Source organism: Nocardia sp. NPDC058519 (assembly GCF_042719755.1).
GTDB lineage: Bacteria > Actinomycetota > Actinomycetes > Mycobacteriales > Mycobacteriaceae > Nocardia.
In genome coordinates this window covers 96,234-112,110 of sequence record NZ_JBHXNK010000009.1, presented here as the reverse complement: position 1 = coordinate 112,110, position 15,877 = coordinate 96,234, and the positions used below count along the sequence as shown (strand labels likewise).

General features: G+C 66.5%; 14 protein-coding genes. 5 read left to right on the top strand and 9 right to left on the bottom strand.

Annotation, left to right across the window (positions count from 1 at the left end; genetic code table 11):
- Positions 1-139 precede the first annotated feature (139 nt).
- The gene (rsgA, locus tag ACFWPK_RS13250; protein WP_378915082.1) at positions 140-1,171 is read left to right on the top strand and encodes a ribosome small subunit-dependent GTPase A; all 1,032 of its coding nucleotides are present in this window, start codon (positions 140-142) and stop codon (positions 1,169-1,171) included.
- A 77-nt stretch (positions 1,172-1,248) separates the two neighbouring features.
- On the opposite strand, the gene ACFWPK_RS13245 is transcribed toward rsgA, so the two are convergent.
- The 9 genes from ACFWPK_RS13245 to rpmH form a co-directional block, all read right to left on the bottom strand.
- Entirely contained in the window at positions 1,249-2,163 is a 915-nt protein-coding gene (locus ACFWPK_RS13245) for a GNAT family N-acetyltransferase (protein ID WP_378915079.1), read from the bottom strand.
- A 3-nt stretch (positions 2,164-2,166) separates the two neighbouring features.
- Entirely contained in the window at positions 2,167-4,065 is a 1,899-nt protein-coding gene (locus tag ACFWPK_RS13240) for a glycosyltransferase (RefSeq protein ID WP_378915077.1), read from the bottom strand.
- Between the two features lie 111 nt (positions 4,066-4,176).
- A complete protein-coding gene (locus ACFWPK_RS13235) occupies positions 4,177-4,725 on the bottom strand; it encodes a GtrA family protein (protein WP_378915075.1) in 549 nt (182 codons plus the stop codon).
- Positions 4,726-5,454: 729 nt separating this feature from the next.
- Entirely contained in the window at positions 5,455-6,201 is a 747-nt protein-coding gene (gene rsmG, locus ACFWPK_RS13230) for a 16S rRNA (guanine(527)-N(7))-methyltransferase RsmG (RefSeq protein WP_378915073.1), read from the bottom strand.
- An 85-nt stretch (positions 6,202-6,286) separates the two neighbouring features.
- Positions 6,287-6,823 (bottom strand): R3H domain-containing nucleic acid-binding protein, encoded by a 537-nt coding sequence (locus ACFWPK_RS13225; protein ID WP_266294803.1) that lies wholly within the window; start codon positions 6,821-6,823, stop codon positions 6,287-6,289.
- 25 nt (positions 6,824-6,848) lie between these two features.
- Positions 6,849-7,928 (bottom strand): membrane protein insertase YidC, encoded by a 1,080-nt coding sequence (gene yidC / locus ACFWPK_RS13220; protein ID WP_378915071.1) that lies wholly within the window; start codon positions 7,926-7,928, stop codon positions 6,849-6,851.
- Positions 7,929-7,932: 4 nt separating this feature from the next.
- Positions 7,933-8,232 carry a membrane protein insertion efficiency factor YidD gene (gene yidD, locus ACFWPK_RS13215; RefSeq protein WP_378915070.1) on the bottom strand — a complete coding sequence of 100 codons (300 nt, stop codon included), beginning with the start codon at positions 8,230-8,232 and terminating at the stop codon, positions 7,933-7,935.
- Complete coding sequence (rnpA, locus tag ACFWPK_RS13210) at positions 8,232-8,648, bottom strand: ribonuclease P protein component (RefSeq protein ID WP_378915068.1); 417 nt, start codon at positions 8,646-8,648, stop codon at positions 8,232-8,234. Before rnpA ends, yidD begins: the two co-directional genes overlap by 1 nt.
- A gap of 22 nt (positions 8,649-8,670) precedes the next feature.
- Positions 8,671-8,814, bottom strand: coding sequence for a 50S ribosomal protein L34 (rpmH, locus tag ACFWPK_RS13205; RefSeq protein WP_082843828.1), 144 nt, complete (start codon positions 8,812-8,814; stop codon positions 8,671-8,673).
- Positions 8,815-9,485: 671 nt separating this feature from the next.
- Between rpmH and dnaA the strand changes: the two genes are divergently transcribed.
- From dnaA to ACFWPK_RS13185, 4 genes are all read left to right on the top strand, one after another.
- Positions 9,486-11,768, top strand: a complete 2,283-nt coding sequence (gene dnaA / locus ACFWPK_RS13200; RefSeq protein ID WP_378915066.1) for a chromosomal replication initiator protein DnaA — start codon at positions 9,486-9,488, stop codon at positions 11,766-11,768.
- Positions 11,769-12,554: 786 nt separating this feature from the next.
- Positions 12,555-13,730: a DNA polymerase III subunit beta gene (dnaN, locus tag ACFWPK_RS13195; RefSeq protein WP_056822597.1), complete on the top strand. Its 1,176-nt coding sequence runs from the start codon at positions 12,555-12,557 to the stop codon at positions 13,728-13,730.
- Between the two features lie 24 nt (positions 13,731-13,754).
- Complete coding sequence (recF, locus tag ACFWPK_RS13190; RefSeq protein ID WP_378915063.1) at positions 13,755-14,957, top strand: DNA replication/repair protein RecF; 1,203 nt, start codon at positions 13,755-13,757, stop codon at positions 14,955-14,957.
- Positions 14,958-15,089: 132 nt separating this feature from the next.
- On the top strand, positions 15,090-15,626 hold the full coding sequence (locus tag ACFWPK_RS13185) for a DUF721 family protein (protein WP_378915061.1): 537 nt from the start codon (positions 15,090-15,092) through the stop codon (positions 15,624-15,626).
- The last annotated feature ends 251 nt before the right edge of the window (positions 15,627-15,877 follow it).

The following is a 15,877-nucleotide window of genomic DNA, read 5'->3' as shown; positions in this document are numbered from 1 at the left end:
GTGGATGTCCGTGAGTACACGCGTGTGGATTGCCGTGGCCGGGTGGCGTGGTTGTGCGCCTGCCCAGGTTGCTCCGGACATCACCTCTACTCGCTGAACCCGTCGTTCGGGTTCGGCACCCGACGAAGGATTCCCCATCATGGTCGACTACGACCTGCTTGTCCCTTACGGCTGGACCGAAGCCGTAGCTTCTGAATATCTGCCACTGCTCGGTGAGCTCGCGCCTGCTCGCATCGTTCGGATGGATCGCAGCGAATGTGATGTGGTCACGCCGAGCGGTCCGGCGAGAGCCGCCTGCCCGCGTGACATCACCGGACTGTGTACCGGTGATTGGGTCGGTATCGATGTGGAAGGCACTGTGCGGCGACTGCTTCCACGGCGTTCGGCGATCATGCGATCGTCGGTGTCGGGGCGTTCGGTGGCTCAGGTGCTGGCCACCAATGTGGATACCGTGCTGATTTGTTCGGCCGCCGACGGCGATGTCGATCTGGGGCGGATCGAACGGATGCTCGCGCTCGCCTGGGAGAGCAACGCTCAACCCGTTGTGGTGCTGACGAAAGCCGATGCGGCGGACTATCTTCCGCTCGATGAAGTGCGTGCGGTCGCGCCCGGCGCGACGGTTGTCGCCGTGAGTGCCGCTGCCGCGGTCGGTCTCGAGGTGCTCACCGCCGTGCTCAGCGGCACGGTCGCGCTGATCGGGCCGTCCGGGGCGGGCAAGTCCACCCTCGCCAACGCACTACTCGGCGCCGAAGTGTTCGCCACCAATGCTGTTCGCGCCGTGGACGGCAAGGGTCGACACACCACCGTGCACCGCGAACTGCGACCGCTTCCGGGCGGCGGCACCCTCATCGACACCCCCGGCCTGCGCGGCATCGGCCTCTACGACGCCGCCGACGGCATCGGCAAGACCTTCAGCGACATCGAATCCCTCGCCGCTGATTGCCGTTTCGCCGACTGCGCCCACGAGACCGAACCCGGCTGCGCGGTCCAGGCCGCCCTCGCCGACGGCACCATCGCCGAACGCAGGCTGACCAGCTATCGCAAGCTGGCCAAGGAAAACGAGTGGATGGCCGCCCGCACCGACAAGCGGCTTGCCGCCGAACGCGAACGGGTCTGGCGCGATATCAGCAAACAGCAGCGGAAGAACTACCGCGAACGCGGCCGCCGCTGAACCCGAGCAGTTGATCATCAGGCACTCACGCGAACAACGGCCGTAAAGCCGAACTGCGTCAGTGCCTGATGATCTCGCTAATCCTGTTCGAAGGTGACGTGGGCGCGCGGGGACACGGTGGCCTCGGCCAGATCGATGACGTAGTCGATGGTGCCCGAGTCGGAGCCGAAGTGATTGCTGGCGTAGTAGGAGTAATTCACCATGAGCCGGCCGTCGTCCATGGTCACCGCGAGCGCGGGACGGTTCTCCGCACGTGACCAGCTGTGGTCGATCTCCAGCCCGCCCACCGAGCGCAACTCGCTCCCGGACAGAGCCAGCGTCCAGCGGTTCTCCGGGCCGTGACCGAGGTATTCCTTGACATAGATCGTCCGGAATCGCGCGGAGATCACCCGGCCGTCCGGCAGCAGGATGAACGGGACCTCACCATCGGCGTAGAGGTGGCCGGGCTCGGGATCGTCGTGCAGGTCGAGGTGCCACAGATCGTTGAGTCGTGGTGCGGGCCAGCCTTTTTCCGCGGCTTCGGCGCGCAGAGCGGACCAGTGCCCGGCCTGAGCCCGCTCGTCGGCGAAGTCGATGACATGGGAGCCGATGTAGCGCTCCACGGTCGTGAACACATCCGGGTCGGCCTGGTTCGGCTCGCTCACCGCTACGCCCGCGGCGCTCGCTGCCTCGTGGACGGCGCCGAGCAGGGCCGCGCCCGCACCTGTGCCGCGCGAGGACCCGGTGATCAGGAATTCCGAGATCCGTAGCTCACCCGCCGACCACTTGCTCGGCTGGAACAAGTCGTAAGTCGCGAAACCGAGCGGTGTTTCGTCCTCGACGATCAGCAGTGGCGCCGGTTGCCAGGCGGAGTAGTCGTTCTGGGTGAGCCGCCGTGTGCGGCGCACGATGTCGGCCGGACGGTACACCTCGAAATGCGCGTGTAGCTCGGTGTGCAACCCGGCGACCGCCTCCGCGTCAGACGCGGAGGCGGGCCGGACGAAACGGGTCATGGGTCAGCTCGGGTCGATGCCGTACAGGCGAGCCCAGTTCTCACGGCTCGTGAGTTCCGGTACGGCCCTGCGGTATTCGGCCTGCAATGCCGGGAGTTCCTTACGGAACTTGCGCAGCGTGCGGTAGGCGCGAATCAGCAGCGCACGAGCACGGGCCTTGTCCCGGCGACGCACCCGCACGCCGGACTGGGAGGCATCGGTGACCACCACGTGCTCGAACAGGCCGATGTGCCACCAGTGCGCGTCCTCACGAGTGACCCCGATCAGGCCGGGCTGCGTGCGGCCGGTCCACTGGGTGATGGCGCGCTTGATCAGCACCAGGGTGGTGCGGCTCGGTTCGCCGCTGGCCCGGCGCACGGAGATGTCGGCGGAGTTCACCGGCGGGGTGGCCGCGGGGTGCTTGATGGTCTCGGGATAGTCGTTGCGAGTGCTGCGGGCGGCGGCCAGCGCGTCGATACCGCCGTCGCGCAACGCCTTCGGGCCCTTCATGAAGTCTTCGATGCCCTGCAAAGTGGTGTGCACGAGGCCGTACTGCATGCCGACGAGGTGCTCGGCGATGTAGCGGAAGAACTCGCGCGTGATCGCCTTGCCGTCGAGATCGGTGTGCAGGGCGCCGACGATGAGCGAGTTACGGGTGGAGAAGTAGCGTGCCCAGTCGTCGTAGTCCTTCCAGTAGAAGTCGGCGTGCCAGACGGCGGCGTTGGGCAGGGTGACGGTGACGAAACCGTGCTCGCGCGCCCGGATGCCGTACTCGACGTCGTCCCACTGGAAGAAGATCGGCACCGGCAGCCCGATCTTGGCGACCACCTCGGCCGGGATCAGACAGGTCCACCAGGCGTTGTAGCCCGCGTCGACCCGACGCTCCTGGTTCTTCTTGAGCATGGAGGTGTTGCGCAGCGCCTTGGGCACCTTCTGGCCGTGCTTGAGCTCGTGCAGGTGCACTTCCTCCGCGCCGACATTGAGGTAGTCGGGGTTGAGGAGGAACAGCATCTGCGCGCCGACCAGGGTCGGCTCGACGGTCAGGTTGGCGAACGCCTGCAGGCGCAGGACGGTCTCGGGCTCGCAGAGGATGTCGTCGTCCATCAGGATGACGTCGGCGTGCTCGTTGGCCGCCGACACCTCGTACAGGCCACGGGTGAAGCCGCCCGCGCCGCCGAGATTGGGCTGGCGGATGTAGCGCAGCTTGTCGCCGAAATCGGGACGGACCTGCTGGAACAGCGGGCGGTCCTCGACCAGGTCGGTGCCCTGGTCGACGACGTACACCGCGTCGATCGCGGCAAGCACGGTCGCGTCCGACGCCAGCGCGGCGACGGTGTGCGCGCAGTCCTCGGCCCGGTTGAAGGTGCAGATCGCGATGGCGACCGGGCGCACCTTCTCGGGCGCCTGCGCGGTCCAGGCGAGCTCGGTGATATCGAGTTCGCCCCCGACGGCGTCGAACTCGAGCCACAGCGCGCCACCGTCGACATACTGATCCAGCGGCGCGGTGAGCGAGACGTACCCGCTGCTGGTCGCCACCAGCGAGGCGATGATCCGGCGGTGCCCGGCGATATCGGAGGCGACCAGCCGCACATTGGCTTTCCCGCCGACCGCGAGCTGAGCGCCGACCGACACCTCGGTGACGGTGGTCCAGCGCTGCCAGTAGCTGGCGGCGAGCCGACCGAAGTAGGTGTTGGTATGCGCGGTCGCACCCTTGGGCAGGTGCAGCGAGTGCCGCTCGCGGACCGCGGCACCCCCCTTGACGACGGCATAGAGGTCGTCGCTCACCCGCGCCGACGGCCCGGTGAAGATGCCTCGGGCCAGCACGAGCCGCTCGGGCGCTGAGTGTTCACCCCGCAGCGATGCGGGCGCGGCCTCGCGCCGATCGTTCGATTCGGTCACGGCTTTGGTAGCCGACTGCTCCATGAAGTCCTCGAAATTCTCGGTATCGACTGCGCCGGCGCAGGGAGTGACGCAAAAGTTTGGGCGTCGCGGCGGGCGGGGCGAGGATATCAATCGCCCGGCACCCTCGCGTGGTCAGTGAGGTGTAGCCGCACCCCGCGCGTGTTGCTCATCACTTGCCGATGAGCCGGTGAAAACGAATTTGCTGTAGGCCCAATAGCGGAATACGACCGCCATGGTCTGGCCGATTACGGTGGCGGAAATGTTGTCCGCCAGCGGTGACGACAGGTCGAGCACATAACGGGAAAACCCGAGGCAGCCGAGTTGCAGGAGGATCGCTGCCACATTGACGATCGCGTACAGCAGATATTCCCGGCCGGGGCTGTCGGACTTGCGATGGGAGTAGGTCCACCACTTGTTCCCGAAGTAGGTAACCACCGTCGCCACCACGATCGCGATGATCTTGGCGAGCAGCGGCGAGTGATAGAGCACACCCTCGGAGAGGGAGAATCCCCCATCCCAGAACACCAGCAGGTTGTAAGTCCCGGCATCGACGAGAAACCCGATCGCCCCGACAACAAGGAATGCCGCACCCTGCCGCAACCCCGCTACCACCTTCGACACGAAGGGAACAGCAGGCGGTTCAACTGATTGCGACACGCCCTGACGGTAGCCAACCACCACCCCCGACCCTTAGGGAGGGGCGGCCACGCAGTGGCCGGTTCGCGGCCGGGTCGCCGGTTAGCCGCCGTTGCGTAGGCGACGAAGGAGCAAGCAACGGTGGCTAACCGGCGGCCCCTCGGGGCCGCGACTCGAGCGCGCCAGCGCTCCAATAAACACAGCGTCAAACCTGCCTGGGACTACCGACCATCCAATCCCAGCCACAATCCCCATCACCCACATCACCCACATCACCCACGCACCCCTGGGTCCAGCCGAGAAGCAACCCTCAGCATCAGCACACCGCCAGCCCGATCGCGCGCAGATCCAGATGAACGATGAGCTCACATCCCAGGCGCCGCGCGATAGAGAACCGAATGTCCGTCCTCGACTCACGGCAACACGCTTCCCGGACAGTGACACTCGGCTCACCGGCGTCTAGCAGCACGGCTGACGCATCCCAGTTACGCACACACAGCTATCAACAACTTCTCGATGCGAACAAGCCGAGCGAGCGAATCCACCACGAGGACCATCCGATTAGAGGAGTCCGTACACCGATTGCGCAGTTCGATCCACGCAGAGAGAAGAGGGGTGTTCGGGTTCCACGTGAAACACATTTGCTCCGCGAACGCGACACCCCTCCGTAACCATCGAAAGTAGGCCCGTTTCAACCCCATACAACAACCCTCGGCATGATTCGTCACGTTACGAAACGCGCAAACCCGCTCGGTGGACGAAATTTCAGGCCGATCAGGATTCGCGACGCTTTCGCGCCTTCTTCTCTACCCCGGCAGCCTTGCGTTCGCTACGACGAGTCGGACGCTCGGCGCGGGGGAGGAGTTCGGCACTGATGACGAGGGTGGGGATTTCTACGATGCCCGCACCGCATCCGACAACACGGAGATCGGTGGCGCCATCACGGATCAGCTCGGCGCCGTCGCGCTCGAGTTCTTCGGCGGCGCTGGTTCCTTTGAGAGCGAGCATGCGTCCGTGGTCGCGGAGGAGGGGGAGCGACCAGTGCGCGAGTTTGGCGAGGGGAGCGACCGCGCGCGAAGTAACGACATCCGCACCGCCCGCTTCCTTGATCACGCCGGACTGCTCCGCACGACCGCGAACCACAGTGACATCCAGCCCGGCTTCTTCGATGAACTCGCTCAGGAAGATCGTCCGACGCAGCAGCGGTTCCACGAGAGTGATGCGAAGGTCGGGCCGGGCGATGGCGAGCGGGATTCCGGGAAGCCCGGCTCCGCTGCCGATATCGACTACCGACGTGCCCTCATCGATCAACTCGCCGATGACGGCACAGTTGAGGATGTGACGCTCCCACAGCCGGGGAACCTCGCGCGGGCCGATGAGACCGCGCTCCACGCCGGCCGTCGCCAGCGCCGCGTAGTAGCGGCGGGCGATATCCAACCGGTCGCCGAACACCCGGGCAGCGGCGGCGGGCGGTTCCAGCTCGTCGGACGGCGTGCCCAGTTCTCGTTCCACGTGAAACATCCTTCTCCGTTGAGGGCAATGAAAAAGCCCCCGGTCCGAGACCGGAGGCCTAATCACATCATTCGTGGTTACGGCGGAGGTAAGCCTACTCGGGCACTACCACCACGTGACGATTCGGCTCGACGCCTTCGCTCTCGCTCGCCACGCCATCGATATCGGCCACGGCGTCGTGCACGATCTTGCGCTCGAACGGAGTCATCGCGGACAGCGCCTCGGGCGCTCCCGACTCGAGCACCCGCTTCGCGGCGGCGACGCCGATCTCGCTCAGATCGGTCCGGCGCTGTGCACGCCAGCCGGCCACATCGAGCATCAGCCGGCTACGCACGCCGGTCGCCTGCTGCACGGCGAGCCGGGTCAGCTCCTGCAGCGCGTCGAGCACTTCACCGTTGCGCCCGACGAGCTTGGTCAGATCGCGGCCGCCGTCGATGCTCACGATGGCGCGGTCGCCCTCGACATCGAGGTCGATATCGCCGTCGAAGTCGAGCACGTCGAGTAGCTGCTCGAGGTAGTCGCCGGCGATCTCGCCCTCTTCGATCAACGCTTCTTCGGCGTCGTTCACGACGTCAACAGCAGTCGTCGCCACAGTGGCGTCCCCTCCGTCGGTCTCGGTCTCAACAGTCATTGGATTCCCTCTATCCGATCGCGTCTCAGCGCTTACGCTTCTGGTTCGCACGGCCACGGTTACCCGGCCGCTGCTGCCCGCCGGGCCTGCGCTTGCCGCCGCCCTGCTTGGCCGACTGTTTGGGGGTGGTGCCGTTGGTCGCCGCGGTGCCGTTCGCCGACGGCTCGTCATCGGCAGGGGCGTCCTGCTTCTTGCGGACGTCGACCGGCTTGGCACCGGGCTTTGGTGCGTTCTGCGACCGCAGCTCCAGCTTCTTCTGCTTGCGCTCTTCGTCTTCCTTTTCCATCCGGCCGAACACCAGGTGCTGCTGTCCGTAGGTCCAGATGTTGTTGGCCACCCAGTAGAGCAGGATGCCGATCATCAGGAAGGGGCCACCGACCATCACGCCGAGCGGGAAGACCCACAGCGACAGCTTGTTCATGATGGCGGCCTGCGGGTTGGCAGCGGCTTCGGGCGTCTGCCGCTGCACCGAGGCGCGAGCGTTGAAGTGGGTCGCGAGACCGGCGATGATCATCAGCGGAACGGCGACCATCGCGATGTTCAGCTTGGTCGGCGTGCCACCCCAATCGGCGAACGCCTGCATCTCGCTGACGGGCGCGGTGATGAAGGACGCGATCGGCGCACCGAAGATGCGAGCGCTCAGGAACGACTGGACGTCGGTCGCGCTGAAGATGTAGTTCGGGGTGTGCGCGTTGTCGTAGGCGGACATGCCCAGCTGACCCCAGCCGTGGCCGGTGCGGTTGAACGAGCGCAGCACATGGAACAGACCGAGGAAGACAGGCACCTGCACCAGGACCGGCAGACAGCCCATGAGTGGGTTGAAGCCGTGTTCCTTCTGTAGCTTCTGCATTTCCCGCGCCATGGTCTCGCGGTCGTTCTTGTACTTCTTCTGCAGCTCCTTGATCTGGGGCTGCAGTTCCTGCATCTGCTTGGTGGTGCGCACCTGCTTCACGAACGGCTTGTACAGCACCAGCCGGAGAGTGAAGACAAGGAACACCACGGCGAGGCTCCACGTGAGCCCGCTGTCGGCGCCGAACACAAAGCCGAAGGCCTTGTGCCAGAACCACAGAATTGCGGATACCGGCCAATAGATGATGTCGAGCACGGCTCTAGGTACTCCCGTCGTTCGTATCGCCGATCAGCGCGGGCGATGACTTTGTGCAGGCATTCGACCCGCGCTCTGGCACGGGATCCCACCCTCCAGGGTGCCAGGGCGCGCATTTGGCGAGCCGCACGACCGTGAGTGTCGATCCGACGACCAACCCGCGGGTACGCAAGGCAGTCACCGCGTACTCACTGCAGGTGGGGGTGAACCGGCAGATCGGCATCCGGGTGGGGGAGACATAGGTCCGGTAGAGCTCGATCAGCGAGATCAAGGCTTTCGCGGGTAGGCGGGTGAGGGTCCTCATCACCGTTCACCGGCCGGGGTGCGACCGAGCGCGAGCTCCGGTGTCCCACGCAAGCCGAGCTTGCGCAGGCCGGTGCGCAGCTGGCGCAGCAACTCGGCGGAATCGGCGGTAGCGGCACCGGGGAGTGCCCGGATCACGACGTCGGTGCCGACCGGTAGTTCGTCGACCACCTGGGCGCACATATGACGCAGGCGGCGGGCCACCCGGTGGCGAACCACCGCGTTACCCACCGCCTTGCTGACAATCAGCCCGAACCGAGGACCGCCTACGCGGACCAGGGAATCGCCGTCGGCGACATCGTCGTACCCGAGCGTAAGCGCGTGTACGACGAGATCTCGCCTCCCGATTCGCTGACCGCGGCGCACCGTGCGGGAGAATTCGGCACGGTGGTGCAACCGATACGGCTCAGGCAACACCCGAGCGTCCGACTACGCGCGATCAGGCAGTCAGTTCGGTACGGCCCTTACGGCGACGCGCCGCAACGATGGCGCGGCCCGCACGGGTCCGCATCCGGAGACGGAAGCCGTGGACGCGCGCCCGACGACGGTTGTTCGGCTGGAACGTCCGCTTGCCCTTGGCCACGGTCAACACTCCTGTAGTAGGTGGGCACCATTCGGCGCCCGAAGTCTGTACAAATGATTTGTCTGCGCTGCGGACCGCGGTCTACGCACAGATTGCCTTGGCGATCGATGTGCAGCAGACAGCCGCCAACCGCGCCAAGGGGTGACTGTACGAGGGTACTTACCCCGAAGGAACGGGTCAAACTCGGCCCCCACGTACCTGTCACCGGCACAGGGTCAAGGCTACCGGACACCCGAACGGACCAAGGGATCGGCGCTTGTTCGACGGGGGCGGAGCCCGACCAGGCACGACACGCCCGGGCACAGTGACGCATCCGGCCACTTTTCGTGAGTTCTTCCACACCCCTGGCGTTGTGCGGCGCGGCCAGCTAACCTCTGTAGCCGGGGGATTGCTGAAGAACCGCAGGTCCAGCCCCATTCGCTGCCACACGCTGGCAGAATTCCTTTATCCCCAGGTTTGTCCACATCTGTGGATAATTATGTGGACAGACGGCCGCAGTGGCATATTCGTGGGGCCGTCGGTGCCCGCGCCGCAGTCCGGAATCACCGGGCCACAGCGTTCGAACCGGCTTCGGTTGTACGCAGGATCACTGGATCACACCTGTTCGCGGGTGCTTTCCGGCGTGCGCGAAGGCCGTGGGCCCCAACAAACCGGTCCGGGGAGGACGCTGTATGGACGACGAGCAGAACGTGCTGGCCACAGTGTGGCCGGAGGTGGTTGCCGAGCTCACCACCGGCTCTGCCGACGGCGCCATCCCCGCGGTGAGTCGTGCGCAGCAGGCCTGGTTGAAGCTGGTGAAGCCACTCACCGTCGCGCAGGGTTTCGCGTTGCTGTCGGTCCCGTCGTCGCTGGCACAGGAGGCGATCGAGCGCGATCTGCGCGAGCCGATCCTGAGATCGCTCGGCCGCAGGCTCGGCCCCCAAGTGGAAGGACTCGGAGTGCGCATCGCCGCGCCGAGCCCGGCCGCGGGGGAGCGGGCAGGTAGTTCGCCCCGGCACGCCAGGATGACGAGCAGGCCGGAGCGTCCGCGCGAGCAGGTGCGCCCGCCCGCCGGTTATCCCGGCCCCGATTTCAGCGTTCCCGATTACGCCGCTCGCGGTGAGTACGGCAGGCCGCGCTACGGCGCGGGCGAGTACCCCGCCCAGGGCGGTGAGTACGGCGGCGACTATCAGTCGTCCCCCGACTATCCGGCCAACGGCGAGTACCCGAACAGCTACGGCGGCCGTGAGTACCCCGGGCAGGCCGGCGAGTACGGCGAGCGCAACGACTACGCGGGGCACCGCGACTACCCGGCCGAACCGGAGTACCAGCAGCAACAGCCCGAATACCAGCAGCAGCCGGAGTACAAGCAGGCACCGTCGGAGTTCAGCCAGCCCGCGGAATACAAACAGGCGCCCTCGGAGTACGGCCAGCAGCCCGAATACCAGCAGGCCCCCTCGGAGTACGGCCAGCAATCGGAATACAAGCAGCCACCGTCCGAATACACCCAGCCATCCGAGTACCAAGGCGAGCGCAACGAGTTCCCCGGCTCCGATTTCGAGCCGACCGTGGCGTACCCGGTCCCCGACTATCCCGGTGCCGAGTTCGGCGGCCGCGGTGAGTTCCGTGGCGCGCGTCCGGACCAGCGGGTCCCCGAGACCGCACCGCCCGCGCGCAGGGAGCAGGCGGCCGCGCCGCGCCGCGACCACTCCGGGCAGGAGTCGCTGTTCACTCCCGACCCGCCGCAGCGCGCACCGAACCGCGGCAGGCCGTCCGAAGAGCCCGCCGCCGCCCGCGCCGAGGAGCCGAGCGCCGAGGGCCAGGACAAGCCGTTCCCGGGTCAGCCCGGTGCCCAGCCGGTCGACGACGAACCGGTGGTCAGCAACCGCAACAACTGGCCGACCTATTTCAACAAGTCGCCCGAGGCGCCGCCGCAGTCTTCGTCGTCGGCCAGTCTCAATGCCAAGTACACCTTCGAGACGTTCGTCATCGGCGCGTCCAACCGGTTCGCGCACGCTGCCGCGGTCGCCATCGCGGAGGCTCCCGCACGCGCCTACAACCCGCTGTTCGTCTGGGGCGCTTCGGGATTGGGCAAAACCCACCTGCTGCACGCGGCAGGCCACTACGCGCAGCGACTGTTTCCCGGTATGCGGGTGAAGTACGTCTCCACCGAGGAATTCACCAACGACTTCATCAACAGCCTGCGCGACGACCGCAAGGTCGCGTTCAAGCGCCGCTACCGCGAGACCGACATCCTGCTGGTGGACGACATCCAGTTCATCGAGGGCAAGGAAGGCATCCAGGAGGAGTTCTTCCACACCTTCAACACCCTGCACAACGCGAACAAGCAGATCGTGGTGTCCTCGGATCGCCCGCCCAAGCAGCTGGCCACCCTGGAGGAACGGCTGCGGACCCGCTTCGAGTGGGGCCTTATCACCGATGTGCAGCCCCCTGAGCTGGAGACTCGCATCGCGATCCTGCGCAAGAAGGCGCGGATGGACCGGCTCGATGTGCCGCACGACGTGCTCGAGCTGATCGCGAGCCGGGTGGAGCGCAATATCCGCGAGCTCGAGGGCGCGCTGATCCGGGTGACGGCGTTCGCCTCGCTCAACGGTCAGCCGCTCGACCTCTCGCTGGCCGAGGTGGTGCTGCGCGATCTGATGCCCGACACCGCGGCGCTGGAGATCAACGCGGCGACGATCATGGCTGTCACCGCCGAGTACTTCAACACCACGCTCGAGGAGCTGACCGGGCCCGGCAAGGCGCGTCCGCTGGCGCAGGCCCGCCAGATCGCGATGTACCTGTGCCGTGAGCTCACCGATCTGTCGCTGCCCAAGATCGGCCAGGCGTTCGGTCGCGACCACACGACGGTGATGTACGCGGAGAAGAAAGTGCGCAAGGAGATGACCGAGCGCCGTCGCGTCTACGACCAGGTCCAAGAACTCACAGCCCGAATTAAACAGCGCTCCCGCTGATTTCATCCCCAACCCCGAACACCGCCCTGACCTGGGGCGGTGTTCTTTTTTGCCCTGTGGATTCCTCGAGGAATTCCTGTGGACTCCTCGAGGAATCCACACCTTTGTGCACCGGTCGGTGCACAGGGTGTTGGGCGCGGGTGTGCAGCGTTCATGCACAGGCAGTTGTCCACATCATCCACAAGACGCTCCACTAACACCTGTGCACTAGCGGTGACCTGCGGCGTCACCGAATCTGGCCTGTGGATTCCTCGAGGAGTCCCTGTGGAGTCCTCGAGGAATCCCCACCGTTGCCACCAGGGTGGCGCTGGGTGTGAACAACTGGGTGAATCCGGTGGAACAACTCGAGGACAACTCGAGGATGGATTCGGGACAACTTCGTATCTCCACAGACACCGCGGATTCATCCTCGAGTCACTCCACGGCCATCCCCATGCCGCCGAGCCCGCTGACCTGCGGATTCGGCCGAAATCCACAGATTCCACAGTGCCTACTACTACTTCAGTTCTCCTTCTAGAGAGACTTCTTTTAAAACAGGGTGTGTGGAAACTCGGTTGGGGAGGCTCGGCTTCGTCGGTTGTTCACTCACAGGCAGGCAAGGAGGAGCGGGGTGGTTCGACGAGGCGGAATCGGCCGGGAGGGTCGATGCGGAGTTCGCGCACTGCACGGGTACCGTTTGGTTGTCGGTCGGTTGTGCGAGACTCATGGCGCGGCCGACACAGCAGTTCAACTCCGCTGACACACACCCGCACACGGATTCGAAACTCGGAGAGGACAAATCGGGCGATGGAGCTTGCGAGCATGAAGTTTCGGGTCGCCCGAGAGGACTTCGCCGAATCGGTGGCCTGGGTGGCGCGCAGTCTCCCGTCCCGGCCTCCGGTGCCTGTTCTCGGCGGTGTGCTGCTGGTGGCCGACGAGAACGGCCTGACGGTTTCCGGGTTCGACTACGAGGTCTCCGCGCAGATGCGCGTCGCGGCCGAGGTCGCCGGTCCCGGCCAGGTGCTGGTCTCGGGCCGCTTGCTCGCCGACATCACCAAGTCGCTGTCGAACAAGCCGGTCGATGTCTCCGTCGACGGCACCCGCGTGCTCATCGCCTGTGGCAGCGCGAAGTTCTCCCTGCCGACCATGCCGGTCGAGGACTATCCCCAGCTGCCAGAGGTACCGCAGCAGACCGGTGAACTCACCGTCGACGTGTTCGCCGAGGCCGTCGGCCAGGTCGCCGTCGCCGCGGGCCGCGACGACACCCTGCCGATGCTCACCGGCATCCGGGTCGAGATCGAGGGCAACGACGTGGTGCTGGCCGCCACCGACCGCTTCCGCCTCGCCGTGCGCCACCTGCAGTGGCAGCCGACCCGCTCCGATATCGAGACCGCGGTGCTCATCCCCGCGCGCACGCTGTCCGAGGCCGCCAAGACCCTCGGTGCCGCCGAGGCACCGGTGCAGCTGTCGCTGGGCAGCGGTGGCGGCGCCGACGGCCTGCTCGGCATCGTCAACGGCGGCAGGCGCACCACCACCCGGCTGCTCGACGCGGAATTCCCCAAGTTCCGCCAGTTGCTCCCCAAGGAGCACACCTCCATCGCCACCCTGCCCGTCGCCGTGCTGTCGGAGGCGATCAAGCGCGTCGCCCTGGTGGCCGAGCGCGGTGCCCAGGTACGTCTCGAGTTCTCCACAGACGGCGTGCTGCTGTCGGCGGGTGGGGACGACGCGGGCCGGGCCGAGGAATGGCTGGAAGCGGATTTCCGCGGCGAACCGCTCACCATCGCGTTCAACCCCGGCTATCTGACCGAGGGCCTGGCCGCGCTGCACACCGACCGGGTCACCTTCGGGTTCACCACCCCCAGCCGTCCCGCCGTGCTGCTGCCCGCCTCCGACGAGGAGCCCAAGGTGCTCGAGTCGGGCGCGTTCGCGGCGCTGGAGAGCCAGTACATCTACCTGTTGATGCCGGTCCGGCTGCCCGGCTGAGCCGGCGGGGGCGGCTAGGCCTGCATGTTCATACGTGAGCTGTCGGTCCGTGATTTCCGTTCGTGGGAACACGCCGACCTCGAGTTGTCCCCAGGGCGCACGGTGCTGCTGGGGGCAAACGGCAACGGCAAGACCAATCTGCTCGAGGCGGTCGGCTATCTGGCGACGCTCGGCTCGCACCGGGTCTCCGCCGACGCGCCGCTGATCCGGATGGGCGCCACCCAGGCCAGGATCGGGGCCACCGTGGTGAACACGGGCCGGGAACTGCGCGTGGATGTGGAACTCAAGGCGGGCAGTGCCAACCGCGCGCAGATCAATCGCTCGCCGGTGCGCCGCTCACGCGAAATCCTGGGGATTCTGCACACTGTGCTGTTCGCGCCGGAGGATCTGGCGCTGGTGCGTGGGGATCCGGGGGAGCGGCGCCGGTTCCTCGACGAGTTGTGCACAGCCCGGTTGCCCAGGCTCGCCGGTGTCCGCGCCGACTACGACAAGGTGCTGCGGCAGCGCTCTGCCCTGTTGAAAACCGCTGGGCGCCAATCTCGTTCGCGTGCCGATCTGGGCACCCTCGATGTGTGGGACGGGCACCTCGCCGAGCACGCGGCGGTGCTGCTCGCCGAGCGGCTGCGCTTGGTCCACGACCTGTATCCCCATCTGTCCCAGTCATATCGGTCAATCGCCCCCGAATCACGCCCTGCCGCAATCACTTACCGCTCCGGGTATCTCCCACCGGAACTCCTCGATCCGGCCAGGGTGCCCGCGGCGGGTGATGCACAGCTGCTGCACGAGATCATGCTGCGCGAGCTGGCCGCCGCGCGGAACCGGGAGCTCGATCGCGGGGTCTGTCTGGTCGGTCCACATCGCGACGATCTGGAGTTACTGCTCGGCAGCGCGCCCGCGAAGGGATTCGCCAGTCACGGTGAGTCCTGGTCGTTCGCGCTCGCGCTGCGGTTGGCCTCGTTCGAGCTGTTGCGCGGTGAGGGCTCCGAACCGGTGCTGCTGCTCGACGACGTGTTCGCCGAGCTCGACCGCCGCCGCCGCGCCGCGCTCGCGGAGGTGGCCGCGGGTGCTGAGCAGGTATTGATCACGGCCGCGGTGGCCGAGGACGTGCCGTCGGAACTGGCCGCCGAACCGTTGCGTGTGCAAACGACCGGCGAGGCCGACCGGCGTATCTCACAGATCGTCCCCGACGTCGTCGAACACGCCGAAGATATGCACAGATCGCGATAGTTATCCCCAGCCCCTGTGGAAAACCAGCAACATGCTGGACATATGCCAGATCCGTGCTCGACGAGCCCGTCGGCGCCCCGGCGTAGACTCCATCCACACTCGGCCACCCTCGACACCGGAAGGCGGAACCCCGTGCCGGAAGAACCCGCACCGGAGCTGCGCGGCATCGATCTGGCCCGCCGTGCGCTGGAAGAGGCGCGTGCCGCGGCCAAGGCCAGTGGCAAGTCCGTCGGGCAGGGCCGGGCCTCCCCGGTGCGCAAGTTGCGGGCCGGCGGCAGGCGCCGCAGCGGCTGGTCCGGCTCTGGCCCCGATGCCCGTGATCCCCAGCTCCTCGGCGCGCTCAGCGGCTCGCTCGCGAAGAATCGTGGCTGGTCAGGCAAGGTAGCCGAGGGCACGGTGTTCGGCAGCTGGCCGCGTGTGGTCGGCGAGGACATCGCGTCCCACGCCACCCCGGTGACCCTCGAAGGCGGTGTGCTCAAGATCGCCGCGGAGTCCACCGCGTGGGCCACTCAGCTGCGCATGTTGCAGGGCCAGATCCTGGCCAAGATCAATGCCGCGGTCGGCCAGGGCGTGGTCACCTCACTGCGCATCACCGGCCCCGCCGCGCCGAGCTGGCGCAAGGGCGATCGCCACATCAAGGGCCGTGGCCCGCGCGATACCTACGGGTAGCCGCGCGGTGACCGGGGCGAGATCCGTTGCGCCTGCGCCGCTCTCAGACCCGAAGTTGTAGACATGTGCACAACGCCTGTGGATAACTTTCACCCCGGGCAATGTGCCGGATCTCGCACCACACGACCGCAGGCTCGGACGCGCAGCCTATTCGCTCCCACGACCGGCAAAATTCCCGTAGAGGCGGAAATGTCTCGCGGTGAGACGATTTCTCGCATTCACGGCGAAGCCAGGGGTGTCGTAGGTGCACT